Genomic DNA, 23,095 nt, shown 5'->3' on the forward strand with positions numbered 1-23,095 from the left:
AAAAAACAGCTGTGCACAAGGTGGCGCTAACGTCACATTACATGGAGTGAGACATGCCTACATTTGATACCCGCCGTTTCCCGTTAATCAGAATGCGTCGCATGAGAAAAGACGATTTCTCACGTCGTTTAATGCGTGAATCCGTTCTGAGCACCAACGATTTAATTTACCCAGTATTTGTTCTGGAAGGCACCAATCAACGAGAAGAAGTTCAATCGATGCCCGGCGTTGAACGCCTTTCCATTGACCTCTTAGTGAAAGAAGCCAAAGTCTGGTCTTCTCTCGGTATTCCGGCCGTTGCGATCTTTCCGGTAACACCACAAGACGCAAAATCAGAAATGGCCGAAGAAGCCTACAACCCTGATGGCTTGGCGCAACGCGCCGTAAAAGCACTGAAAAACGCCTGCCCGGAACTGGGCGTGATGACCGATGTCGCGCTCGACCCGTTCACCACTCACGGCCAAGACGGCATCATCGATCAAAACGGCTATGTGTTAAACGACATCACCGTCGACATTCTCACCAAACAAGCGCTTTCTCATGCCGAAGCAGGCGCGGATATTGTTGCGCCATCCGACATGATGGACGGTCGTATTGGTGAAATCCGCCTCGCCCTGGAAAGTGAAAGTTTGATTAACACGCGTATTATGGCCTATTCCGCCAAATACGCATCGGCTTATTACGGTCCATTCCGGGACGCCGTCGGTTCAGCCAGCAATCTGGCGGGCGCTAACAAGTACAGCTATCAGATGGATCCGGCCAACAGCGACGAAGCACTTCATGAAATCGCCACCGATTTGGAAGAAGGTGCGGATATGGTGATGGTGAAGCCAGGCATGCCGTATCTGGATATTGTTCGTCGCGTGAAAGACGAATTCCAGGCGCCGACCTTTGTGTATCAAGTCAGCGGCGAATACGCCATGCACGTAGCCGCCGCTCAGAATGGCTGGCTGAATCTCGACGATGTGATGATGGAATCTCTGATCTCATTCAAACGCGCAGGTGCCGATGGCATTTTGACGTACTTCGCCGTAGAAGCCGCCAAAAAGCTAAATCAGTAACACGGTAGTGATCAGTGTTCTCATGACTACCGGCAACACTGTCATCGATTGAAGGACAAAAACGTTATGACAACCCAGGCGACAGAAGAAAGTATGGCCACCAACTTGGATCATCCCGAACTTTACATCAACCGGGAGCTAAGCCTGATCAAATTCAATGAGCGCGTCTTAGCACAAGCGATGGATGAGCGTCATCCCTTGCTGCAACGACTGCTGTTTTTGTGCATTTTCAGTTCTAATACGGACGAATTCTTTGAAATTCGTGTCGCTGAATTGAAACGCCAAATTGAATTTGGCCAAGCGAAAATCCTTGCCGATGGTCTGTCGCCAGAACAAACTCTGGAAGAAATCAGCGATCAATACCACCCGCTGGTAGAACGACAATATCAAATTCTCAACGATATTATTCTTCCAGAAATGCGTCAGGAAGGCATACGTTTTCTACGTCGAGAAGAATGGACTGAGGAACAAGAAGCCTGGATTAACGACTTCTTCAACGAAAGCGTGATGCCGGTGATGAGCCCGATTGGGCTCGATCCATCGCATCCTTTCCCTCGTTTGGTAAACAAGACTCTGAACTTCATCGTTGAACTGGACGGTAAAGACGCCTTTGGTCGTGAAACCGGCCTAGCGATTCTACCGGCACCACGTTCATTACCTCGCGTCGTTCGTTTACCCGACGAAATATGCAAAGGCGATGGCGATAACTTGGTGTTCTTGTCTTCCATCATTCACGCCCATGCGGGAGACTTGTTCCCAGGCATGACCATCGATGGCTGCTACCAATTCCGTCTTACCCGGAATGCCGACCTTGAGATCGACGAGAACGAAGAAGACCTCGCTAATGCCCTGCGCAGTGAATTGTTGTCGCGTCGTTATGGCGATGCCGTACGTTTGGAGGTGGCCAACAATTGTCCAAACGATCTGGTCGAAGAACTGTTAAAACGCTTCAATCTTAGCGAAGACGATTTGTATCGTGTTGATGGCCCGGTCAACCTTGCTCGCCTGATGCAAACCTTGAGTTTAGTAAAACGTCCGGACTTACAGTACGACCCGCTGACACCAGGGCTTTCCAAATCCTTAAAGCAGTCCGGCAAAAACAACATCTTCGATGAAATCAAAAAAGCCGATCGTCTGTTACATCACCCGTTTGAATCTTTCACGCCTGTAATTAATTTCATCATGACCGCCGCGAAAGATCCCAACGTTATTGCCATCAAACAAACACTCTACCGCACCGGTGAAGATTCAGACATAGTCAAGGCACTGTGTGAAGCCGCCCGAAACGGCAAAGAAGTCACCGCCGTGATTGAACTACGAGCGCGCTTCGATGAAGAAGACAACATCAACCTAGCGAGTCGATTACAAGAAGCCGGCGCCTTGGTCACCTATGGTGTGGTTGGCCATAAAACGCACGCTAAAATGATGTTGGTTCTGCGCCGTGAAAATCAACATCTGAAACGCTACGCACATTTAGGCACAGGCAACTACCATTCCGGCACCGCGAAATTGTATACCGACTACGGTTATTTAACTGCGGATGATGAAATCACCTACGATGCCCATCGAATCTTTCAACAGTTGACGGGTATGGGCAAAATCCAGAAAACCAAGAAATTGATGCATGCGCCGTTTACGCTACATAAAGGCCTGATCGACATGATCAACACGGAAGCTGACAACGCTAGAGCTGGAAAACCCGCCAGAATCATTATCAAGTGTAATGGGCTAACAGAACCTAAGATCATTCGTACCCTGTATAAGGCGTCTCAGGCAGGCGTGTCTATTGACCTTATTATTCGCAGCATGTGTTCGCTTCGCCCAGGTATTCCCGACGTCTCTGACAATATTCGAGTTCGTTCGATCATCGGCCGTTTCCTTGAACATACCCGAGTGTTCTATTTCGAGAACGATGGCTCACCCAAGGTGTATGGTGCCAGTGCCGACTGGATGGAACGAAACCTGATCAATCGAGTGGAAACCTGCTTCCCGATCGAACCGTCAAAACTGAAGAAACGCGTCATCGATGAATTGAATCTTTATCTGAAAGACAATTGCCAAAGTTGGGAGTTATCCGCGGATGGAGATTATCTTCAGAACCAACCAGCCGAAGACGAAGACGAAATCTCAGCACAAACGAGCCTGCTGGATAAGTTGGCACTGAGAGCTTAACCAACGGAAGCTCATTCTGAGCAATTCATAGTCAATAAAAAAGGTAGCCTAAAATGTGCTACCTTTTTTAATCCACTAATAACTTTTTACCCACTAGCAACGTCGTTTATTCTTCGAGCAGTAAGCTTCCTTCTAAACCTACTTTTGGCCACAAGGTCATTTCTTCTCGAAGCATTTCCAGCGCCAACGGATAATTCTCCGGCCAACTGTCGTTGAATGAAAGACGAATCACGCCTTTATCCAACACCGCTTTTACTTTTGGCGCTTCAGTCATAAATCGAGGCGCACATAACGTAATGGCCGTTCGCAGGATAATGGCCAGACGCTTTAATTCCATCGCTCTGGCGGGTTCAATATTATCGAGCACCACCAGAGAAATCTTACGCCGATGCAAACGTACTAAAATCGCCAGTTCCATTTGCTCGCCTCGCGTGAAGCCAGCTAAATCGGATTGCTCAATTAAATAGGCCCCGTGTTTATGAAACTGACTGTGAGCAATCACTCGACCCACTTCGTGAAGACACGCAGCCCAGCTCAACAACTCGCGATCCTGAGCGTTTAAATCCCAATCGGCTTGCAATTGATCAAACAAACTCACCGCCGTTTGTTCACAGACCGCAGCATGATCTTGAGTTACATGAAAGCGCTTCATTAACGCCAAGACAGTACGTTCACGCACATCTTCATGACTTAAACGGCCAAGCACATCGTAAAGAACACCTTCGCGAAGTGCGCCGTCGGAATATTCCATACGCTCAATTCCCAAAGCATCGAACACGCCCAATAAAATCGCCACACCGGAAGGAAAGACGCTTTTACGCTCAGGCTTCAAACCTTCAATATCCAATTCATCCACATGACGATAGGAAAGAATTAAACTGCGCAGTTTATCCAGCGACTCACGTGTGATGCCGCTTTCAGTCCAGCCTCTGGCCACGACAACACGCTCAATGTTGCGAATCGTGCCCGACGAACCAATCGAATCCTGCCACCCCGTCGCCAAATAGTGATCACGAATACTTTGCAGCTCCATACGTGCCGCCAACACCGCCTGATCAAAGTTTTTGCGTTTGATCTTGCCATCTGAGAAGTAACGGGTGCGATAAGAAACACAGCCCATATGCAGGCTTTCCATTTCTATGGGTTCAAACCGCTCACCAATAATAAACTCGGTACTGCCGCCGCCGATGTCGACCACCAATTTAGCTCCGGCATCATCAGACAAGGTATGGGAAACACCGAGATAGATCAGTCGTGCTTCTTCACGCCCTGCAATCACCTCGATTGGAGAACCTAACATCTCACGAGCTTGCTGAATAAAATCACTGCTGTTCTTGGCAACCCGTAATGCATTGGTGCCAACAATGCGAACTCTGTCTTTCGGAACATTTTTCAATCGCTCAGAAAAACGCGCCAGACATGCCAAGCCTCGTTCTATGGCTTCGTCACTGAGTCGTTTATCTTTTCCTATTCCTGCTGCCAGCTGAACTTTTTCACCGAGTTTCTCTTGAACCCGAATCTCTCCTTGCTCTTCACGAGCCACCACCAGGTGAAAGCTGTTGGACCCTAAATCAATGGCCGCAATGGCATTTGTATCGACAGACATAACTTCTCTTTCGTGACTAAAAGACTTGTAATTCATCTCTGCGCCCATATAGTACAGAGAATCTAGCAATTTAATTGACGGGCTTAATCATGCCACTTTTTGTTTTATTTCGCAGCCGCCCGTTCGAGTATTCCCTTGAGATAACGCAGGGAACTTAATAGTTTTAGCTTTCTCCAATAGGTTAATTGGCATCGAGACAAGCAGAAACTTAAGCAACGAATTTCTTAAATCATTACATTAACTAGTTAGGATACACATCATGAGCGACACTATTGTGAACGTAACCGATGACACTTTTGAAGAAGAAGTTCTTAAGAGTGATCTTCCTGTAATCGTAGACTACTGGGCACCATGGTGCGGCCCTTGTAAGATGATTGCTCCGATCCTGGAAGAGATCGCGAACGATTACGAAGGCCAGATCAAGATCTGCAAATTGAACATCGATGAAAACGAAGCAACGCCACCTAAGTTCAACATCCGCGGTATCCCAACGCTGATGATTTTCAAAGGCGGTAACGTAGAAGCGACAAAAGTAGGCGCGCTTTCTAAGTCTCAGCTGACTGCGTTTATCGACAGCACAGTCTAAGAGATACGTTTAAGAAGCTTAGCTCCTTTAGGGAGTTAGGCTTTAGTTAACTAAGCCCATAAATCGTTCAATACAGCCCCACAACCTCTCTTTTATTTGCATCTACCTCTAAAAGACCTACAATTTGTACAAAATTTGGTAAATTTTTCTGGACTGGCGCCGATTATCCTTCTATATTGGGTTTCGGATGGCCCGAGACTCGTCCAATAGTCTCATATTCACTATAAAAACATCTGAAACCTACCAAATTAAACCTCTTTATATTTAAGTAAACTACTCACAGGAAATTCATGAATCTTACAGATCTCAAGCAAAAGAGCATGCCTGAGCTCTTAGAAATTGCTGCAGAAATGGGTCTCGACAATCTAGCAAGATCCCGCAAGCAAGACGTTATCTTCACTATCCTGAAAAGACATGCTAAGAGCGGTGAAGACATCTATGGCGATGGTGTATTAGAAATCCTTCAAGATGGCTTCGGCTTCCTTCGATCTTCTGGTAGTTCTTACTTAGCTGGCCCGGATGATATTTACGTTTCTCCAAGCCAGATCCGCCGGTTTAATTTGCGTAAAGGCGACACCATTTCTGGCAAGATCCGACCACCGAAAGACGGCGAACGTTACTTCGCAATGCTTAAGGTTGACAAGATCAACTACGACAAGCCAGAAAGCGCCAAGAACAAAATTCTCTTCGAAAACCTCACACCTTTATTCCCTGATGAACGATTAAAACTAGAAGCTGGTAACGGTTCGACCGAAGACCTATCTGCTCGTATCATTGATCTGACATCACCTATCGGTAAAGGTCAGCGTGGTTTGATTGTTTCTCCGCCAAAAGCGGGTAAAACAGTCATGCTTCAGAACATTGCGCAATCCATCACTCGTAACAATCCAGAATGTCATTTGATTGTTCTTCTGATTGATGAGCGTCCTGAAGAAGTAACTGAAATGCAACGCACCGTACGCGGTGAAGTGGTTGCAAGTACCTTCGATGAACCACCGGCACGTCACGTTCAAGTAGCTGAGATGGTCTTGGAAAAAGCAAAGCGCTTGGTTGAACACAAACAAGACGTTGTTATTCTGCTTGATTCCATCACACGTTTAGCTCGTGCTTATAACACCATCGTTCCTTCATCCGGTAAGGTATTGACGGGTGGTGTTGATGCTCATGCATTAGAACGTCCTAAGCGTTTCTTCGGTGCGGCACGTAACGTTGAAGAAGGCGGCAGCTTAACCATTCTTGCAACCGCATTGATCGACACTGGTTCTAAGATGGACGAAGTAATCTTCGAAGAATTTAAAGGTACGGGTAACATGGAAACCCACCTTGATCGTAAGATTGCTGAAAAGCGCGTTTTCCCTGCTATTAATGTTCGTAAATCAGGTACTCGTCGTGAAGACATCCTGACCACAGAAGACGAACTGCAGCGCATGTGGATTCTTCGTAAGCTTCTGCATGAGATGGAAGACATCGCAGCCAGTGAGTTCTTATTGGATAAGCTTAAAGGCTTCAAGACCAATGAAGAATTCTTTATGTCGATGAAAGGCCGTTAATAAACAGACCTTTAAATGACTGTCCTAAAAAGCCGCCTTACAGCGGCTTTTTTTTGCGTCGAATTTACTTTAAACCTTTCATCTGAACGCCAAGAAAAAAGCAAAAAGTAGAACTAAAGTACTACTATCATCAAAAAGCGTGTCCAGAAATCGCTTTTTGTACCATTAATAACAACTTATTGTTCCTTATATGATTCAAAACGGTAAGTATGTCTCGAAAAAAATGGCCTGAACATGAAACATCCACTGCCTCTAATTTTGTTCATTAGCTTTCTTTTCGTATGGGGACAGGTACAAGCAGACAACCCAGATAAAGATTTATCAACTGGGTTGACCATTGACCATACAGTTAGTCGTTTTGGACATGATTTTTACCGATACTTAGCCGACCATCGAAGAACTTATTTTTCAGACGCCACAGAAAACTTGATCATTCGAGAACGACCTTCTGCGCGTTGGGGAAGTATCATTTGGGTAGAGTCGTATGGCAATCAGGTCTACTACAATCGTATCGGGGCCGGCGGTACGGACATTAAAAGCTTAGCAGAAAGCGCTTCCATCCAAATCAATAAGCGTTTACAAAAACTCAAAGTAGAGCGGATGTTTAATAAGTCCGTTGATTTGGCCGAAGATGAAATACAACTATAAAACCAGAGACAGGGGTAATAACATGGACAGTCCACGCTCACTGATACGAGCATCAATTAGAGCATTACTCTTAAGTTCGGGATTCGTTGGAGCCACCTTCTGCTATGGAGGAGAGTTGGTTTATCAACCCGTCAATCCCAATTTTGGTGGTAACCCTTTGAATGGCTCTTACCTGCTGAGTAATGCCCAATCTCAAAATGATTACGATGATCCCGATGCCCGAGGTTCATCATTTTCTCAGAGATCAGCACTTGATCGTTTTACCGACTCTCTGGAGTCTCGTCTACTGAATCAATTACTAACCGATGTCGGAGAAGGAAACTCCGGGACTTTAGTCACTGACGATTTCATTGTTGACATTATCGATGACAGTGGAAGTTTAAGCATTCAGATTGAAGACAGAGTTACCGGCGAGAAAACAGAAATTCAAGTAGATGGGCTGGACCCAACCAACCCATAGCTATCAAGGACGACCAATGAAACGCTTTATATCACTGACATGGGCAACCTTATTTTTAAGCCTTTTAATTCTTCAAGGTTGCTCAACCACTGATGCTTTAATAGGACAAGGCATTCAAACGGCTGGCTTAACACCTCGCTCCAATACTTACCAAGAGTTGGTCGCGCTTCCAAAACCGAAAGGAAAAATTGTTGCTGCTGTCTATAACTTTAGGGATCAAACAGGCCAATACAAGCCAGCACCAGCCAGTAGTTTTTCTACTGCCGTCACTCAGGGTGCAACCTCTTTTCTATTAACCGCGTTACGTGATTCGGGTTGGTTTATTCCAGTAGAACGAGAAGGTCTTCAAAACCTATTAACCGAACGCAAAATCATTCGAGCTACAGAAAAGAATATTAATGAAGACTTTGAGCTACCGCCTTTAATGCCTGCCACGGTTGTAATAGAAGGCGGGATTGTCAGTTACGACTCCAACACCAGGACGGGGGGAGCAGGTGCTCGCTACCTAGGTATTGGAGGGGCTGAGCAGTATCGTCAAGATCAAGTCACCATTAACTTACGTATGATCAACACTCGTTCAGGTGAAGTCCTGGATAGCATCATGACCACGAAAACAATTTTCTCTCAGGAAATTACAACTGGTGTCTTCCGCTTTATTGAGTTTAAGAAGCTGCTGGAATTGGAAACAGGGACAACCACCAATGAGCCAATTCAAGTATGTGTTATGTCAGCCATCGAATCAGCGCTGATTCATCTCATAGCCAACGGCCTGAAGAACAATAATTGGCAGTTAGCTAACCCGGAAGATGTGAATAACGCCATTCTTCAACAGTATTTATCCTCAAGCTCCCCAATCCTCGATCTATAACGCACATCTAAAGATGATCTAAGAAGCCGTTTAAGAAACCGTGTAAAAACCAATATGCATTCTCTTATAACGGCTTTTTCATTATCTCGATTCCTACCTAAGTATTAAGACATATCTCACACACTTAAATAGCCATCTCCCAAATCACCCACTTTTTTAATACTTATTTCTGATACCTAAACCCATAAATCGCCTCCTATAATTAGCCCCATATAAAAAACAATAAGTTCCAATAATGGAACAATATAATATTTTTAGGTTGGAAGATGTTTAGTAAGTCACTCAAAAATCGTGTCATGCTGTTGGCATGCATGCTCGTATTTCTATGCATGCATTCCATTGCCTCAGCCATGGAAGACCTCCTTCCAGAGAGTCGCTATACAACTCTTTATTCTTCCTATAACCACATTGATCTAGTTCAAGAAGGTTACCTGAACGAAGCTCAAATCAGCCAGTTTGGCTACAACAACCTTATCCAAGCAGAACAATACGGCACAGATAACCGATTAGATATTGTACAGAGAGGTACAGCCAATAATTTACTGGCTCAACAATCCGGTTACGGCAATCAGATAACAGCCAGTCAGTTTGGCTTGGAAAATGAACTTGAGCTTTCCCAGCAAGGTTATGAAAACAGCATCTATACCATGCAAGCTGGAACCTTGAACTACGCAAATATTATTCAGTCAGGTTATGACAACCTGGCAGTTGTACAACAATTTGGCTATGGGAACTCGGCAACGATCGAGCAGTACGGAACCGGCCATCAGGCAGCGATTACCCAATACGGCCACAACCAAATCGCTGTCGTAAAGCAGTACTAAAACAATAATTTACTTCGAGATAACCGAGGAAACAAAAATGAAAAACTTAACTCCATTAGCGTTAGCTATTGCTCTTGCTTCAGGCTCTGCATTCGCAGGCACTAACAACCAAGCATCTGTCAATCAAGATGGCAATGACAACTACGCGTCTGTTGATCAATCAGTAAACAGCCAAGACAATTCTGCATCTATTGCACAAGAAGGTAACGAGAACAGCTCTTCAATTGCTCAAGCAAGCACTTCAGAAGCTGAAGCAACGTCTCTCCAAATCGGCAACAACAATACCTCTACCATCACCCAAACAACTCAAACTTCCGGCTCTTTGGCATCTGTTACTTCTGAAGGTAACAGTAACGAAGCTACCATTACTCAAGAAGTTAATAACGGTGATGCGCTTGCAACTGTTGACCAAGTAGGTGACGCTAACATTGCTACCATTTCTCAAAACGATGGCGATCAAGCAATCTCTACCATTTACCAAGAAGGTAATGGCAACACCGCTACTATCGACAACTACTGGTCTGACTTCGCAAACGCATCTATTGACCAGGTAGCAGGTAACGGTAATAACGCTCTTATTAGCCAAAACAACTCTGACGGTGCAACGGCTGAAATCCGTCAAAGCCTAGGTGATGGTAACAGCGCGACCATCAACCAAAACACTGGCAGCTTCAGCTATGCGCCAGAAGCCACTTTCGCAAGCATCGATCAAGAAGGTAATGGCAACTTGGCATTAATAGATCAAGGTAACCTAGCTAACTCGGCTGAAGTTATGCAAATTGGTGACAACAACAACGCTACAGTTAATCAACTAGCATCTTCGAGCTCTACTTCTATTATTCTTCAAGCTGGTTTTGGTAACACAGCAACGACCACTCAAGCTGGTAGCAACCAAAACGCGAATGTTGAGCAAGATGGTGAATCAAACCTAGCAAGCATTGACCAATCAGGTGAATCAAACCTAGCTGATACTTACCAGAACGGCACTAATAACAGTGCAACCGTTTCTCAAGCTGATTTCTCTAACGAAACAACAGTTGAGCAACTAGGTTCTGACAACCTAGCAACAGTCACTCAGATTGGTACAGATAACATTGCTGATGTAGCGCAAGACGGTGCTCTTAACAACGCGACGATCGATCAAGCAAACGAAAACAACATGGCTTCTGTTAATCAAACAGGTAATGGCAACATTGCAACCATCGATCAAACTGCATCTGTATCAGGTCTGGCGTCAGCGGAAGTAAATGGTGGCAACAACAACATGGCTACTATCACTCAAAACGGTGAGTTGAACGAAGCCGCTATTGTTAACAATGGCAGCGGTGCTATTGCTGAAATCACTCAGACTGGCAACAACAACGAAGCATGGGGCGGTACTTGGGGTACAGATACTACTCTTACTATCACTCAAACCGGTAACGACAACTACGCTTACGGTGATTCTTCAAGCAACGCATCTGACGTTGATATCACTCAGCTTGGTAACGAAAACTACGCAATGGTTGAATCTTTCTGGGGCCAGGGCAACGACCTTGACGTTCTTCAACAAGGCGACAACCTAACTGCTAACGTATACAGCAACGGTGACTTCAACACTGCTACCGTTACTCAGTATGAGTCATTCAACACTACGGATGTGACTCAACTAGGTAATGGCAACACTGCTGTTGTAGTTCAAGGTCAACTATAAGAAGACTTTGAGTTGTACATGAGCCGCTCTTAGGAGCGGCTTTGTCGTCTCTACAAGATTGTAGAAGGAAAAAAGTCATGACAATAAAACCTCTGTCTTTAGCCATTGCGATTTGCACGGCAAGTACTGCATTTGCAGATAATCAAGTAACCGCTGTTCAACAGGGTGACAATAACTACTTGTCTGCAAAGCAGCTGAATACACAAGATGCCAGTGCATTCATTGATCAAGCAGGTGAGCGTAACCGAGCTAATCTACTGCAACGCCGTACCATCAACAGTGAAGCGCAACAAACACAAGTAGGTGATCGCAACCGTTCCACTGTTCACCAACAAACTGGCGACAATGTGTTTGCTTCAACCCATCAAGAAGGTTCTCGTAACCGCGCACTTATTTATCAAACAAGCCAACCAGAGAGCTTGGATGCCAGCATTAACCAGTTTGGTACTAAAAACTATGCGCGTATCGATCAAAACCAACAGACTCACTTCAGCTCTGCATCCGTTAATCAAAGCGGTCTAAACAACTACGCTGCATTACGTCAGACCGGTGATGCTCTGAACCTTAACTTGACTCAGTCAGGTGAAGACAACGCCGTCTATGCCTCGAATAAAGTCGGTGACTTTGACGGCGGCCAGTACGGCCAAGATCTTTCCGCATACATTTCTCAAACAGGCAACGGTCAAGTACTGAACTTCATTCAAACCGGTGACTTCCAGTCAGCGAACCTCAGTCAAGTTGGTGATACCAACGTTACAACCTTTTCACAGCAAGGCACTCTAAATACAGCGCTCTTTGCTCAAGAAGGTACAAATAGCCAGGCAAGTATTATTCAAGACGGTTCCGATAACAGTCTTGAATACTTTCAATCTGGCGACAATAACCTACTTACCATCAATCAAATTGGTAACGGAAACGAACTTGTAGGTGAATCCATTGGTTCTGATCAAGAGGTAATCTCCAATCAGACGGGTGACAATTTGCTTGCAGAAGTGTTTCAGGAAGCGGGCAGCCTGAGTGATGCGATTATTGATCAATCCGGTGAGAACAATTACATATATGTGAATCAAGCCGGTCATGATCACATTGCTCACATCACTCAATCCGATGGTCAACAAAACGCCTTCGTGATGCAAACCGGTTCTGGCAATATAGCGACCATTACTCAAGGCTCGATGTAATAGGTGCGGAACCAAACAGGATGCTCCTACCTCTAAGGAGTATCCTGACTCCATAAGGGAAGAGAAATGAACACAGTTAAAATACCGTCACTGACCTTATCTCTTCTTTTCATTCTTAGTGTATTTGCCGCCAAGGTGACTGCTATGGAAATAGAGTTCAATCAAATACTAGAAGACAATCTTCTCACAGTTCAACCCACCGCCGTATGCGATTGTCAACAAACCTTTATTTATAAACTCACATCAAAGAAAAGCGGCTCTTCAGGTACCAGCACCAGTAGCCAATCAGGACGATTTGATACTCAACCAAACCAACCAACAGAACTGTCCTTGTTGCGTTTCAACATTTCAGCTGACAGCCAATATAAGTTGGAGCTCACAGTTACCGATATAGAAGGTAAACTGATGGCAGAAAAGACACTAGAGTACCCTTAACCCCCTCCTATTACTAACTCAGTAATATCAAAAATCATACCTCTTCTATAGCTCATATCTGCAACAGTATTTCTAATTACCACCTGTCCGTTCAAGCTAATTTCTCAGCCCAATCTCATATACTTTAGTTACCACTCGGATCACTCATAACTAATTACTTTATGTATTCGAGCAGAGAATGCGAGGCAGTCACAATGGAATTGCCAAGGGTTGGTGTACTTATCTTTTTGGCAAACGCCATTTGTTGTCATGCTCAAGATTTGCTTCCTGATCCCAGATATTCAGGAATTGAATTTGACCGAGCTTATAACGCATTTGGAGGAAATCATTCGATAGACGTCTACCAAGACGGCTCAGAAAATTTCCTACACAGTTATCAGGTTGGCCATTCAAATGATGCATCTGTATTTCAAAGTGGTTACTTGAATCAGATAAGACTTTTACAAACAGGCATTCAACATTTTGCAGACATACAACAGCGAGGTACCAATAACCAGTTAACGAACATTCAAATCGGCATTCATCACATGGTTAATGTCATTCAGGAGGGTCAGAACAATCGGGCATACATTCTTCAAGTAGGCGCATGGAATCGAGCCGAAATACATCAAAGAGGGAGTAACTTAAATGTGTCAGTAAGGCAATACGGTGCATTTCATGACACTTATATATTACAAACTAACTAACAGAGATAAATCGAGGGTAGAATCATGAGAAAAATAACCCTTTTAGCCCTATCCATTGCAGCCAGTTCGCAAGCTTTTGCGGCAGGCAGCACCGCCACCGTCACTCAAACCGGTGGTACAAACACGGCAGCGGTCACGCAAACGGCAGTTAGTGCGGCCGAAGCTACAGTCACACAAGACGGTGATCTAAACTCTGCAACTGTACTGCAAGAGAGTAGCGTCCTGCCTATGTATGCAATTATTGATACAACTGGTACCGGTAACAGTGCTGATATTCATCAAAGAGACTCTTGGCTTTCAACCTCTGAAATCTACCAAGATGGCTCGGATAATACCGCTGAAATCGACCAAGTAGACATTTCGGACTTCACTCTTGCATCCATCAATCAGTTGGGCGGTACATCGCTGGATAGTGCTTACATTTCACAAGATCATGCTCACACATCAACCGCTACTGTTTATCAGCTCTCTAACTTTGGGGCGTTAAATACTGCGACCATTGTTCAAGATGATGCGGATGATTCCACAGCAACGATCACACAAAGCGCGACTCAAGGCGACACAGCCACCATTACACAAACCGGTGACTTCCTAACCGCAACCATCCTACAGGATGACTCCTGGTTCTCAAGTGCAGGCATACATCAATTAGGGGAAGAGAATACAGCAACAATTACACAAACATCCATCAGTGACTTCACATCGGCGACTGTCAGCCAAGACGGTATGTTCTTAATGGCCACGGTTGATCAAACCTTTGCGATCGGCTCTACCGTTATGGTGACTCAATTTGGTGAAGAGAACGTCGCAACTGTCTCGCAGACCAGCGACTCCAGTTTGGTGGATACCTTCCAAACGGATTCACTTAATGAGTTGGATGTCACACAAGACGGTGCATACAACACTACAGACATTGATCAATTTGGCACAGAACAAATGGCTACTGTAGTACAAACCGGGGTAGGAGCTTCAGGTTCCGGCAACTTGGTCAGTGTCACTCAGTCAGGTGCATTGAACACAGCTACCGTGGTTCAAGGTGGAGGTGGCGGTAATACAGCCATCGTCGCACAATTCTAACCTCTCTCGCCTGCCCTTCATGGGCAGGCTTTTCTTTACCTTACCTCATACAAAAACCAATCAAATCACTAAGCCTTTCTTTCACTTTCGGAATCCGCGATAATTCCGCGCTACTGATTAATGTACGAGCAGACCATTACTCTTTAATAAGAGCACTTAATCAGCAGTGCTTGAGATACAGTGCTTAATAATACGTACTTAATAAAAGTAGCATTCGGGTTAGAAACGATTCTTATGAAATACAACGATTTGCGAGACTTCATCGACGCTCTCGAAAAAAGCGGCGATCTGGTTCGGGTAAAAGCAGAAGTTGATCCCAACCTTGAAATGACTGAAATCTGTGACCGGACATTAAGAGCAGGCGGACCAGCCATTCTCTTCGAAAACCCGAAAGGCTATGACATGCCAGTGTTGGCGAACCTCTTTGGTACACCACAACGCGTTGCTCAGGGCATGGGGCAAACCGACGTCACCGCATTGAGAGACATAGGGCAGTTACTCGCATTTCTTAAAGAACCTGAACCACCGAAAGGCCTAAAAGACGCCTGGTCGAAACTTCCGCTATTCAAACAAGTACTCAAAATGGGCCCAAAAGTGGTGTCCAAAGCCCCTTGTCAGGAGGTCGTCATTGAAGGTGAGGATGTTGACCTGACTAAGATTCCGATCCAAACCTGCTGGCCGGGTGACGCCGCACCGCTTGTGACCTGGCCTTTAGTCATTACCAAAGGGCCACACAAAGAACGCCAAAATTTGGGCATATATCGTCAGCAATTGATTGGTAAGAACAAGCTCATCATGCGCTGGTTGTCTCACCGTGGCGGAGCCTTAGATTTTAGAGAATGGCAAGAAACACACCCTGGTGAACCTTTCCCTGTGTCCGTAGCTCTCGGAGCAGACCCGGCGACTATTCTGGGAGCCGTGACTCCGGTTCCAGATACCTTATCGGAATACGCATTTGCCGGTTTACTCAGAGGCAGTAAAACCGAATTAGTAAAAAGCATCAGCAACGATCTGCAAGTCCCGGCCAGTGCTGAAATCGTGCTGGAAGGGTACATTTACCCCGGTGAAATGGCCGACGAAGGGCCTTACGGTGACCACACCGGTTACTACAACGAAGTAGATCAGTTCCCAGTATTCACCGTCGAGCGTATCACTCATCGTAAAAACCCGATTTATCACAGCACCTATACCGGTCGTCCTCCCGACGAGCCAGCAGTGTTAGGTGTAGCTCTGAACGAAGTATTTGTTCCAATCTTCCAAAAGCAATTCCCAGAAGTGGTCGATTTCTACCTACCACCCGAAGGCTGTTCTTATCGACTTGCAGTTGTGACTATGAAGAAACAATATCCGGGTCACGCCAAACGAGTGATGATGGGCGTTTGGTCGTTCCTTCGTCAATTCATGTACACCAAGTTTGTGATTGTCTGTGACGACGATGTGAATGCACGTGATTGGAATGATGTCATCTGGGCGATGACCACACGCATGGACCCGGCACGCGATACCGTGATGATCGAAAATACCCCAATTGATTATCTCGATTTCGCCTCACCTGTGTCTGGATTAGGGTCCAAAATTGGCTTCGACGCCACCAACAAGTGGCAGGGTGAAACAGACCGAGAGTGGGGACGTCCGATTGAGAAAGATCCTGAGATAGTAGCTCGAATCGATGACATCTGGGATAGTTTGGGTATCGACTTACCTGACGGCAAGCCCTTTTAAAGACGGATGACAAACACAACAAACTTTAAGATCACAACCACCAGTTCACACACGTTCTTCTGTAAAGACGATCAGACCGTTCTGGAGGCAGCACTCCAACAGCATTGTTTTGTGCCCAATGCCTGCACCAATGGTGTATGTGAAGTCTGTTACGGTGATCTATTAGCGGGAACAGTTCGTTTAAAGAGTGGACAAACTGTTTCAGCACCACCAACTCAGCATAACCTCTTATACTGTATAGCAACGCCACTTACAGATTTAACCATTGGTATTAAGGCCTTTAGAGGCCCTGGAGAATTTAAATTGCAAACCATAGCCTGCCAGATCGAACAAGTGACTCAATTAAATGAAGACGTCTTCCAAGTTGCCCTGCTTGCACCAGCTGGGAAATACCCTGAGTTTCACGCAGGCCAATATTTAGAACTACTGCCTGAAGATGGTAACAGCTATCCATTTACCATTGCCTGCGCACCAAGAGGCCGCACCATTGAGCTTCACATTCAGGTCCATCAAGAAAACCAAAGCGCGCAATACATCATTGAACAACTGCAAAACCGTCCTTCAATTCGGGTCAAGTTACCTATGGGGAATTGCTATCTCCCAATTGAACGTCATACCCTCAAAAAAGACGTTTTATTAATTGCAGCGGGAACTGGCTTTGCTCAAATGAAAAGTTTAATTGAAGCTCTGGCTGAAGAAACGGATCGACCAACCCTTCATCTGTTCTGGGTTGGTAAACAACCCGCTGATCTCTACGCGACAGAACTAGCACAACAATGGCAAGAACAGGGGTTGATTCACTACTACCCGATTGTCCGTGACACCAATCAAGGCTGGGATGGTTACAGTGGTCTAATCGAAGACCTCATCATGGAACGATTTCAAAATCTATCACAATGCTCTGCCTTCTTTTGCGGCTCACCCAACTTTGTCTATGGCATTCTGGACGCCCTAACCGACGATGGCCTGAACCAACGAGATTGCTACTCAGACGTGTTTGATTACGCTCCTCGTACTTAATCACCCGTCAACTTCACCGCTTTGATTCTAAACTTAAGAACTGAGCTTAGAGGCAAAGCAGTGAACACTTCCCAGATCATCCTGCCTGTTTTTCAGACAACCAGCGCCTCTCCTTACAAACTTTTTGTGACATTTTAATTTCATTTATTTTACACTGCGCGCCAAATGAGCAATCGGCTCCAACTAAAGATGCACTGAGAGTTCTTTTATGGAATTTAGAAACCTAAACCAACTCGAAAAAGCTACAAACTCCTATCAGCCAGAACTTATCCGTCTGGGTCTCTGTTTACTCTTCCTTGCAGGTATTTTCCTGTTCACAGCTTTCCGTACTGAAGGTATTGAAGGCGGTTATCTCTTAATTTTTGCAGCCATGATCGGTGGCTATATGGCCATCAACATTGGTGCTAACGATGTTGCCAATAATGTTGGACCTGCTGTTGGTTCAAAAGCGTTAACGCTCACCGGAGCGCTCATCATCGCAGCTTTATTTGAGGCCGGTGGCGCCTTGATCGCTGGCGGAGATGTCGTCGGAACCATTAAAAAAGGGATCATTAACCCTGAGTCGATATCAGATCCAGACACCTTTATCTGGTTAATGATGGCGGCCTTATTGGCTGGAGCGCTTTGGCTAAACTTAGCAACGTACTTAGGTGCACCCGTTTCGACGACTCACTCAATCGTTGGTGGTGTGTTAGGAGCTGGTATTGCGGCTGGCGGATTCGGCATTGCCAACTGGTCTAAAATGGGCGCAATTGCTGCCAGCTGGGTGATTTCACCGGTATTGGGCGGTCTGATTGCAGCCCTCTTCCTCTATATTATTAAACGCACAGTGGTCACTCGACACAACATGCTGGCCTCAGCCAAGCGAGTTGTTCCTCTCCTGATCATGCTGATGGTGTGGGCGTTCTCTACCTACTTGATCATGAAAGGTCTTAAGAAGATCTGGAAACCAGGCATTGAAGTCGCAGCACTGACAGGGTTGGGTATTGCTTTCGCAACCTGGCTAATTTCAAAGCCACTCATCAGCCGAAAAGCAGACAAGATCGAGACTAATAACGTTCTGGAAGAAAAAGACGGTGTAAACAGCCTCTTTACTGTTCCCCTAATCATTGCCGCTGCGTTGTTAAGTTTCGCTCACGGTGCAAACGACGTAGCTAACGCGATTGGCCCATTAGCAGCCATTAATGAAGCGGTTCTTAGCCAAGGCGTAGTGACCAAAGCTAGCATTCCTTTATGGGTCATGATGGTGGGAGCATTGGGTATTGCCCTTGGTTTAGTCTTGTTTGGCCCTAAACTGATTCGCACTGTCGGCACAGAAATTACTGAGCTAGATAAAACCCGCGCCTTCTGTATTGCGATGGCGGCAGCGATTACCGTGATCATTGCATCCCAGTTGGGCTTGCCAGTAAGTTCGACCCACATCGCCGTAGGTGGCGTATTCGGTGTTGGCTTCCTTCGTGAGTATATGAAAACCAGCTACGCGAGCCAGCTTCACACTATCGTTGATCACCACGAAGGCGCAGAAAAGGAACGTATCGAACATTTCCTGGCAGACTTCAAGAATGCGTCCGTTGAAGAAATGGCACAAATGATTCGCCAACTGAAAAAGCGCAAGACAGATGTTTTCCTGAGCAAATCAGAAAGAAAGCGTCTAAAACGTGTTTATAAGGAAGAGTTGGTGAAACGTTCTGCTTTGATGAAAATTGCTGCGGCATGGATCATTACCGTACCTGCGTCAGGTATCTTAGCAGCCATCATCTTCTTCACCATTCGTGGTATGGCATCCAGCTAATCTAAGTTGTCATCATGATCAAAAAAGCCACCGTTAGAGGTGGCTTTTTTATTTCATCTTCATATGTACCCAACCCTAATCAAAGAGCGTATCAACTTACTCTTCAAGATCAGGATTGAACTCAAACTCACCCACGCCACTTCTAGGTTTAGGCATAGGTAAATCAGGTAAACCGTCCGTCATCATGGAAACGGCCTGACGAAAATATTGGTTGGATTTCTCGTACTCGCCTAAGTGACCGAGCAAACGGCACATTTCGCCGTAAATCTCGGCATTCTGATCCAATCGTAAGCTGATTTCGAAGTACTCGCGCGCTTTACCCCACAGCTGATTCGCCAAACACAAACGACCAAGTGTTAACATCAGCACCGCACTGTGAGGACGTTCCTGTAACCAGCGTTCTGCTTCTAAAAGCTGACGCGCCACATCATCACCTTTGATTTGACCGTAGAGGTAAACTAACTTATCCACCCACTCATCCCGCAGGAAGTGACGAATCACGCGCTCTGCCTGAGCTTCCTGATCCACTTGCCGCAAGAAATTCACATAATGGATAACAGTGCGGGAGTCAGTCTGCATAGAAACAGGCAGCGACCGCCAAAACCTTTGAAGCTCCTGATACGCTTCTTCCTTATCCGAGGATTTAGACACGGCCTGCATTTTATCGGTCAGGAAGGACTTAGTGATACGACGTTCCAGTGTGTTGATTTCACTGTCCGTCAGCGCCTTACGCTTCTTCAGCTCTGGTAATAAGTTTTTAAGGTGCACCCAATCTTTGAGTTTCAGATATGCGGTGCTTTGTAGTTTCAACAGGTACCTATGATTCGGAGCCAATTCACGCGCTCGGACTAACGTAGCCAAAGCCTGTTCGTACATCCCTCTGTCCAGCTGAATTTCCGCCTGTGCCAGATAAATAGCCAACTCATGCTTGGGACATTCGTTCAACGCTGTAGCCAACAAGCTGTCGCATTCCTCAGTTTTACCTTGTTCTTGAGCGGCCCGAGCCATCGCTAAGTAATGGATAATCCGGTGCTTGGAATCTTTTAAACTGCCTTTTAATAGCTTCTCCGACTTACTCCAGTTGGCCTGAGTGTATTCCACCAGTCCTTCCATCGCAGTAAATAAGGCACGCTTCCGAATACGCTCTTTATTCCAAAAGCGAATGGTTTTTGGGGCTAATACCAAGATATTAAAGACACGGATAACACAGTAAAAAATACTTAAACCAACCAAAGCCATTAAAAGCGCGAACCAGAAGCTGGTCTCGAACGTATAACCAGAGTAACTCAGTAATACATAGCCTTTGTCATCACTGGCTAAATAAACGAAACCGCCACCAATCAACAGGAACGCAACCGCAAACAGCACGATTCCTCGCATATCAGTTTCCTTCTTCCTTGTTGCCGGATGACGAAGCCTCACCCTTTCCTTGAATCATAGAACGTTGTACTTGTTCATAAATCGCACGCTGAGCTTCTTCAAGATACGCCTTAAGCACTTTATGAGAGCCACTGATATCCACATCCGCCATAGTTATCTGGCGTGTTTGCAACTCAGAAAGCTGTTCAATAAAAGATTGAGTGTCTTTACGCCCTAGATAAAGAGTGTCGACCAACTCTTTGGCTTGAGCCAAGGCACTGTCATAGACTTTTTGATCTTCAGACATGAGCGCCTGCTGGGCATGCAACAAACGCAAGGTCAACATGGCATTAAATTGCGCCTTGGCATCTTGTGATAACCAACTGGCTTTCGGTTTGACTTCGCTGGCCGTAATACGCACGAGGCCTTCCAGCTTTTTGGACACCCAATCCACAAAGCCCATTGAATCGGCAGAGGCAATTTCAACAGGCTTAACTTCGAACTGTGGCTTATCCGGTTGTAAGGACGGGACGTAATCAATCAAGGCATCAAGGGCAAGATAAGTACCGGCACGATCACCACGCTCAACCTGATTCAACAGTAATAAATCTTTAGCCACCTGCTTACGAACTGGCAATAACCGTGGGTCATCAAGTGTGGTCAAATAAACGTCAGCCGCCAACAACGTAGATTTAGCCCCTTCAAGATCACCATCTAACTGCAACCGCTGGGACGCTAGGCGTAACAGGTATTCTAAGCGGGCAATTTCCCAATCTTGACGACGGACACCGGTCAAACTGGCCATCTGTTCAGACAAATATACCATCTGCTTTTTCTGGCGCTCATTATCAACCATGAGCTCTGTCAGAGATGCAACCGATGCTGTTTGGCCAGACGACAACTGTTGAACGCCCTGATCATGGTTATTTACGGTAAGCTTAAGCTGGGCTTGAGTATTTTTAAGAGTAACCAGTTCATCCTGGAAGCTTTGTAGATTCATCCACAACCAATAACCCACGCCACCCATAGCCATCAGCAGCACAAGTAAAGCCCCCACCAGCAAGCCAGAAGCCTTATTCGAAGATGTCGGTGGTACCGACCGAGAGGTCGCGGAAGCATTATGAGATGCACCAGGTTTTGGCGCTGTAGGTTGTATAGGCTTAGTCGATGTATTCTCGGCCGCGGCAGATGCCTTGTCTGGAGACGTTATCGATGTGTCAGACGACGCCTTAGACAACGAAGGCTCATTTTGTTGATCCGTTTTAGTATCATCTGATTTGTCAGTAGAAGGGTTATCAGAGGCTTGTGAGCTATCCTCACGATTATCATCCACCTGATCAGGCTTATTCTGTTTATCTGAATCTTGCATCCAAGCGCCTCTCCTTCAGCCAACACATTCATCTAAAACAATCATATCGGGAATGAACCGCTCATACTCGCGGGTTACACAACACATGATACGTTATTAGCAAAGTATAACCTTGTCGTGTGGAATTAAGCGACTTTTAAGCCACGTCTTTTGATAGGTAAGCTCTCAATGATTCGCTATCAAACCTTCAACAGCCGTTAACACTGCGTCGTTGGAGGCACCATCACAAACTCTAATCGCAGATTCGGGAATACCGTTGGATACCAAAACTTGAGCAACGCGTACACTCGGAACCAACCAACAGAGTGTGGAAGAATACAGACATTGACGATCTATTCGCCCTTCCAGCATAGCTACCATATTCAAAAAGCTGTCGCCACTGGCCACCTGAATGATGTCCAAAGGTTCGCGGAATGCCTCTGCTAAGGTTTCGGCATGTGCCATTGCAGGCTGTCGTTGGTAGAGCGGTAATTCCGTCACCTTGGCGCCTCGTTCGACAACAGTATTTCGAATCAGGTCACGACCACCTTGGCCTTTCACCAACAACGCCTTCTTATCTTTTAACGTCTGAAACACATCGAGATGCATCAAAGCTTCACTGTCAGTGCCACTGGGCACATGAATGTCTGAAGCCACCAGTTCTGGAATGTGTTTGGATAAGGCATTGGCCGTCGCTTGGCCGATCGCCACCCATTCAATACCAATGGGTAACTGTGGCCAGTAATGATCAATGTGCGTGGCCAATAATTCAGCGGCATTAGCACTGATCACAATGACGATATCAAACGTATCGAGATTAAGTAGCTGACTTTTGGACACCCCGGACAAGGCGAGAGGCTCAATGACCATCACTGGAACATGAAATGTATCGACGCGGATGGATTGCGATCCCAGCTTTTGGAGCGTATCCGAAAGCTGGGTTGCATGGGGTTCAGAACGAGTGATCAGTAATTTCATAGGATGAAACTGAGGATGTTTGGAGTCAG

General features: G+C 45.8%; 20 protein-coding genes. 16 read left to right on the forward strand and 4 right to left on the reverse strand.

The window, feature by feature from the left end:
- The first annotated feature begins 53 nt into the window (after window positions 1-53).
- Both hemB and ppk1 read left to right on the forward strand, forming a co-directional pair.
- Complete coding sequence (hemB, locus tag ACFOEK_RS15935; protein ID WP_386722459.1) at window positions 54-1,061, forward strand: porphobilinogen synthase; 1,008 nt, start codon at window positions 54-56, stop codon at window positions 1,059-1,061.
- A gap of 66 nt (window positions 1,062-1,127) precedes the next feature.
- Entirely contained in the window at window positions 1,128-3,233 is a 2,106-nt protein-coding gene (ppk1, locus tag ACFOEK_RS15940; protein WP_386722460.1) for a polyphosphate kinase 1, read from the forward strand.
- 106 nt (window positions 3,234-3,339) lie between these two features.
- Here ppk1 and ppx read toward each other — a convergent pair whose 3' ends face one another.
- Window positions 3,340-4,839: an exopolyphosphatase gene (gene ppx, locus ACFOEK_RS15945; protein ID WP_386722461.1), complete on the reverse strand. Its 1,500-nt coding sequence runs from the start codon at window positions 4,837-4,839 to the stop codon at window positions 3,340-3,342.
- 259 nt (window positions 4,840-5,098) lie between these two features.
- Here ppx and trxA point away from each other — a divergent pair, with 259 nt between their 5' ends.
- From trxA to ACFOEK_RS16015, 14 genes are all read left to right on the forward strand, one after another.
- Entirely contained in the window at window positions 5,099-5,425 is a 327-nt protein-coding gene (gene trxA / locus ACFOEK_RS15950; protein WP_386722462.1) for a thioredoxin TrxA, read from the forward strand.
- Between the two features lie 290 nt (window positions 5,426-5,715).
- The gene (gene rho / locus ACFOEK_RS15955) at window positions 5,716-6,975 is read left to right on the forward strand and encodes a transcription termination factor Rho (protein ID WP_386722463.1); all 1,260 of its coding nucleotides are present in this window, start codon (window positions 5,716-5,718) and stop codon (window positions 6,973-6,975) included.
- Between the two features lie 234 nt (window positions 6,976-7,209).
- The gene (locus tag ACFOEK_RS15960; RefSeq protein ID WP_386722464.1) at window positions 7,210-7,623 is read left to right on the forward strand and encodes a CsgE family curli-type amyloid fiber assembly protein; all 414 of its coding nucleotides are present in this window, start codon (window positions 7,210-7,212) and stop codon (window positions 7,621-7,623) included.
- Window positions 7,624-7,645: 22 nt separating this feature from the next.
- The gene (locus tag ACFOEK_RS15965; RefSeq protein WP_386722465.1) at window positions 7,646-8,083 is read left to right on the forward strand and encodes a curli assembly protein CsgF; all 438 of its coding nucleotides are present in this window, start codon (window positions 7,646-7,648) and stop codon (window positions 8,081-8,083) included.
- 16 nt (window positions 8,084-8,099) lie between these two features.
- Window positions 8,100-8,951 (forward strand): CsgG/HfaB family protein, encoded by an 852-nt coding sequence (locus ACFOEK_RS15970; RefSeq protein ID WP_386722466.1) that lies wholly within the window; start codon window positions 8,100-8,102, stop codon window positions 8,949-8,951.
- Window positions 8,952-9,217: 266 nt separating this feature from the next.
- Entirely contained in the window at window positions 9,218-9,775 is a 558-nt protein-coding gene (locus ACFOEK_RS15975; RefSeq protein WP_386722467.1) for a hypothetical protein, read from the forward strand.
- 37 nt (window positions 9,776-9,812) lie between these two features.
- Window positions 9,813-11,468: a hypothetical protein gene (locus ACFOEK_RS15980; protein ID WP_386722468.1), complete on the forward strand. Its 1,656-nt coding sequence runs from the start codon at window positions 9,813-9,815 to the stop codon at window positions 11,466-11,468.
- A 77-nt stretch (window positions 11,469-11,545) separates the two neighbouring features.
- Entirely contained in the window at window positions 11,546-12,649 is a 1,104-nt protein-coding gene (locus ACFOEK_RS15985; RefSeq protein WP_386722469.1) for a hypothetical protein, read from the forward strand.
- A gap of 66 nt (window positions 12,650-12,715) precedes the next feature.
- Window positions 12,716-13,084 carry a curli-like amyloid fiber formation chaperone CsgH gene (gene csgH / locus ACFOEK_RS15990; RefSeq protein ID WP_386722470.1) on the forward strand — a complete coding sequence of 123 codons (369 nt, stop codon included), beginning with the start codon at window positions 12,716-12,718 and terminating at the stop codon, window positions 13,082-13,084.
- 194 nt (window positions 13,085-13,278) lie between these two features.
- Window positions 13,279-13,770 carry a hypothetical protein gene (locus ACFOEK_RS15995; protein WP_386722471.1) on the forward strand — a complete coding sequence of 164 codons (492 nt, stop codon included), beginning with the start codon at window positions 13,279-13,281 and terminating at the stop codon, window positions 13,768-13,770.
- Window positions 13,771-13,794: 24 nt separating this feature from the next.
- Window positions 13,795-14,847 carry a hypothetical protein gene (locus tag ACFOEK_RS16000; RefSeq protein ID WP_386722472.1) on the forward strand — a complete coding sequence of 351 codons (1,053 nt, stop codon included), beginning with the start codon at window positions 13,795-13,797 and terminating at the stop codon, window positions 14,845-14,847.
- A 234-nt stretch (window positions 14,848-15,081) separates the two neighbouring features.
- Window positions 15,082-16,569, forward strand: a complete 1,488-nt coding sequence (ubiD, locus tag ACFOEK_RS16005; RefSeq protein ID WP_386722473.1) for a 4-hydroxy-3-polyprenylbenzoate decarboxylase — start codon at window positions 15,082-15,084, stop codon at window positions 16,567-16,569.
- 6 nt (window positions 16,570-16,575) lie between these two features.
- Entirely contained in the window at window positions 16,576-17,589 is a 1,014-nt protein-coding gene (locus ACFOEK_RS16010; RefSeq protein ID WP_386722474.1) for a 2Fe-2S iron-sulfur cluster-binding protein, read from the forward strand.
- Between the two features lie 208 nt (window positions 17,590-17,797).
- Window positions 17,798-19,381, forward strand: coding sequence for an inorganic phosphate transporter (locus ACFOEK_RS16015; RefSeq protein ID WP_386722475.1), 1,584 nt, complete (start codon window positions 17,798-17,800; stop codon window positions 19,379-19,381).
- Window positions 19,382-19,477: 96 nt separating this feature from the next.
- On the opposite strand, the gene ACFOEK_RS16020 is transcribed toward ACFOEK_RS16015, so the two are convergent.
- The 3 genes from ACFOEK_RS16020 to ACFOEK_RS16030 all read right to left on the reverse strand — a co-directional run bounded on the left by ACFOEK_RS16020 (window position 19,478) and on the right by ACFOEK_RS16030 (window position 23,066).
- Window positions 19,478-20,761 (reverse strand): heme biosynthesis HemY N-terminal domain-containing protein, encoded by a 1,284-nt coding sequence (locus ACFOEK_RS16020; protein ID WP_386722476.1) that lies wholly within the window; start codon window positions 20,759-20,761, stop codon window positions 19,478-19,480.
- Window position 20,762: 1 nt separating this feature from the next.
- Window positions 20,763-22,109 (reverse strand): uroporphyrinogen-III C-methyltransferase, encoded by a 1,347-nt coding sequence (locus tag ACFOEK_RS16025; RefSeq protein ID WP_386722477.1) that lies wholly within the window; start codon window positions 22,107-22,109, stop codon window positions 20,763-20,765.
- A 165-nt stretch (window positions 22,110-22,274) separates the two neighbouring features.
- Entirely contained in the window at window positions 22,275-23,066 is a 792-nt protein-coding gene (locus ACFOEK_RS16030; RefSeq protein WP_386722478.1) for a uroporphyrinogen-III synthase, read from the reverse strand.
- Window positions 23,067-23,095: the final 29 nt, after the last annotated feature.

It is taken from the genome of Litoribrevibacter euphylliae, assembly GCF_042646085.1.
Taxonomy (GTDB): Bacteria; Pseudomonadota; Gammaproteobacteria; order Pseudomonadales; family Litoribrevibacteraceae; genus Litoribrevibacter; species Litoribrevibacter euphylliae.

What these genes read in the sequence shown, in the direction of transcription:
- ubiD (WP_386722473.1), top strand. Translation starts at nt 15,082, where the DNA reads ATGAAATACAACGATTTGCGAGACTTCATCGACGCTCTCGAAAAAAGC.
- csgH (WP_386722470.1), top strand. Translation starts at nt 12,716, where the DNA reads ATGAACACAGTTAAAATACCGTCACTGACCTTATCTCTTCTTTTCATT.
- ppx (WP_386722461.1), bottom strand. Translation starts at nt 4,839, where the DNA reads ATGTCTGTCGATACAAATGCCATTGCGGCCATTGATTTAGGGTCCAAC.
- ppk1 (WP_386722460.1), top strand. Translation starts at nt 1,128, where the DNA reads ATGACAACCCAGGCGACAGAAGAAAGTATGGCCACCAACTTGGATCAT.
- ACFOEK_RS16010 (WP_386722474.1), top strand. Translation starts at nt 16,576, where the DNA reads ATGACAAACACAACAAACTTTAAGATCACAACCACCAGTTCACACACG.
- ACFOEK_RS15980 (WP_386722468.1), top strand. Translation starts at nt 9,813, where the DNA reads ATGAAAAACTTAACTCCATTAGCGTTAGCTATTGCTCTTGCTTCAGGC.
- ACFOEK_RS15965 (WP_386722465.1), top strand. Translation starts at nt 7,646, where the DNA reads ATGGACAGTCCACGCTCACTGATACGAGCATCAATTAGAGCATTACTC.
- ACFOEK_RS15995 (WP_386722471.1), top strand. Translation starts at nt 13,279, where the DNA reads ATGGAATTGCCAAGGGTTGGTGTACTTATCTTTTTGGCAAACGCCATT.
- ACFOEK_RS16025 (WP_386722477.1), bottom strand. Translation starts at nt 22,109, where the DNA reads ATGCAAGATTCAGATAAACAGAATAAGCCTGATCAGGTGGATGATAAT.
- ACFOEK_RS15970 (WP_386722466.1), top strand. Translation starts at nt 8,100, where the DNA reads ATGAAACGCTTTATATCACTGACATGGGCAACCTTATTTTTAAGCCTT.
- ACFOEK_RS16015 (WP_386722475.1), top strand. Translation starts at nt 17,798, where the DNA reads ATGGAATTTAGAAACCTAAACCAACTCGAAAAAGCTACAAACTCCTAT.
- trxA (WP_386722462.1), top strand. Translation starts at nt 5,099, where the DNA reads ATGAGCGACACTATTGTGAACGTAACCGATGACACTTTTGAAGAAGAA.
- ACFOEK_RS16030 (WP_386722478.1), bottom strand. Translation starts at nt 23,066, where the DNA reads ATGAAATTACTGATCACTCGTTCTGAACCCCATGCAACCCAGCTTTCG.
- ACFOEK_RS15960 (WP_386722464.1), top strand. Translation starts at nt 7,210, where the DNA reads ATGAAACATCCACTGCCTCTAATTTTGTTCATTAGCTTTCTTTTCGTA.
- ACFOEK_RS16020 (WP_386722476.1), bottom strand. Translation starts at nt 20,761, where the DNA reads ATGCGAGGAATCGTGCTGTTTGCGGTTGCGTTCCTGTTGATTGGTGGC.
- rho (WP_386722463.1), top strand. Translation starts at nt 5,716, where the DNA reads ATGAATCTTACAGATCTCAAGCAAAAGAGCATGCCTGAGCTCTTAGAA.
- ACFOEK_RS16000 (WP_386722472.1), top strand. Translation starts at nt 13,795, where the DNA reads ATGAGAAAAATAACCCTTTTAGCCCTATCCATTGCAGCCAGTTCGCAA.
- ACFOEK_RS15975 (WP_386722467.1), top strand. Translation starts at nt 9,218, where the DNA reads ATGTTTAGTAAGTCACTCAAAAATCGTGTCATGCTGTTGGCATGCATG.
- ACFOEK_RS15985 (WP_386722469.1), top strand. Translation starts at nt 11,546, where the DNA reads ATGACAATAAAACCTCTGTCTTTAGCCATTGCGATTTGCACGGCAAGT.
- hemB (WP_386722459.1), top strand. Translation starts at nt 54, where the DNA reads ATGCCTACATTTGATACCCGCCGTTTCCCGTTAATCAGAATGCGTCGC.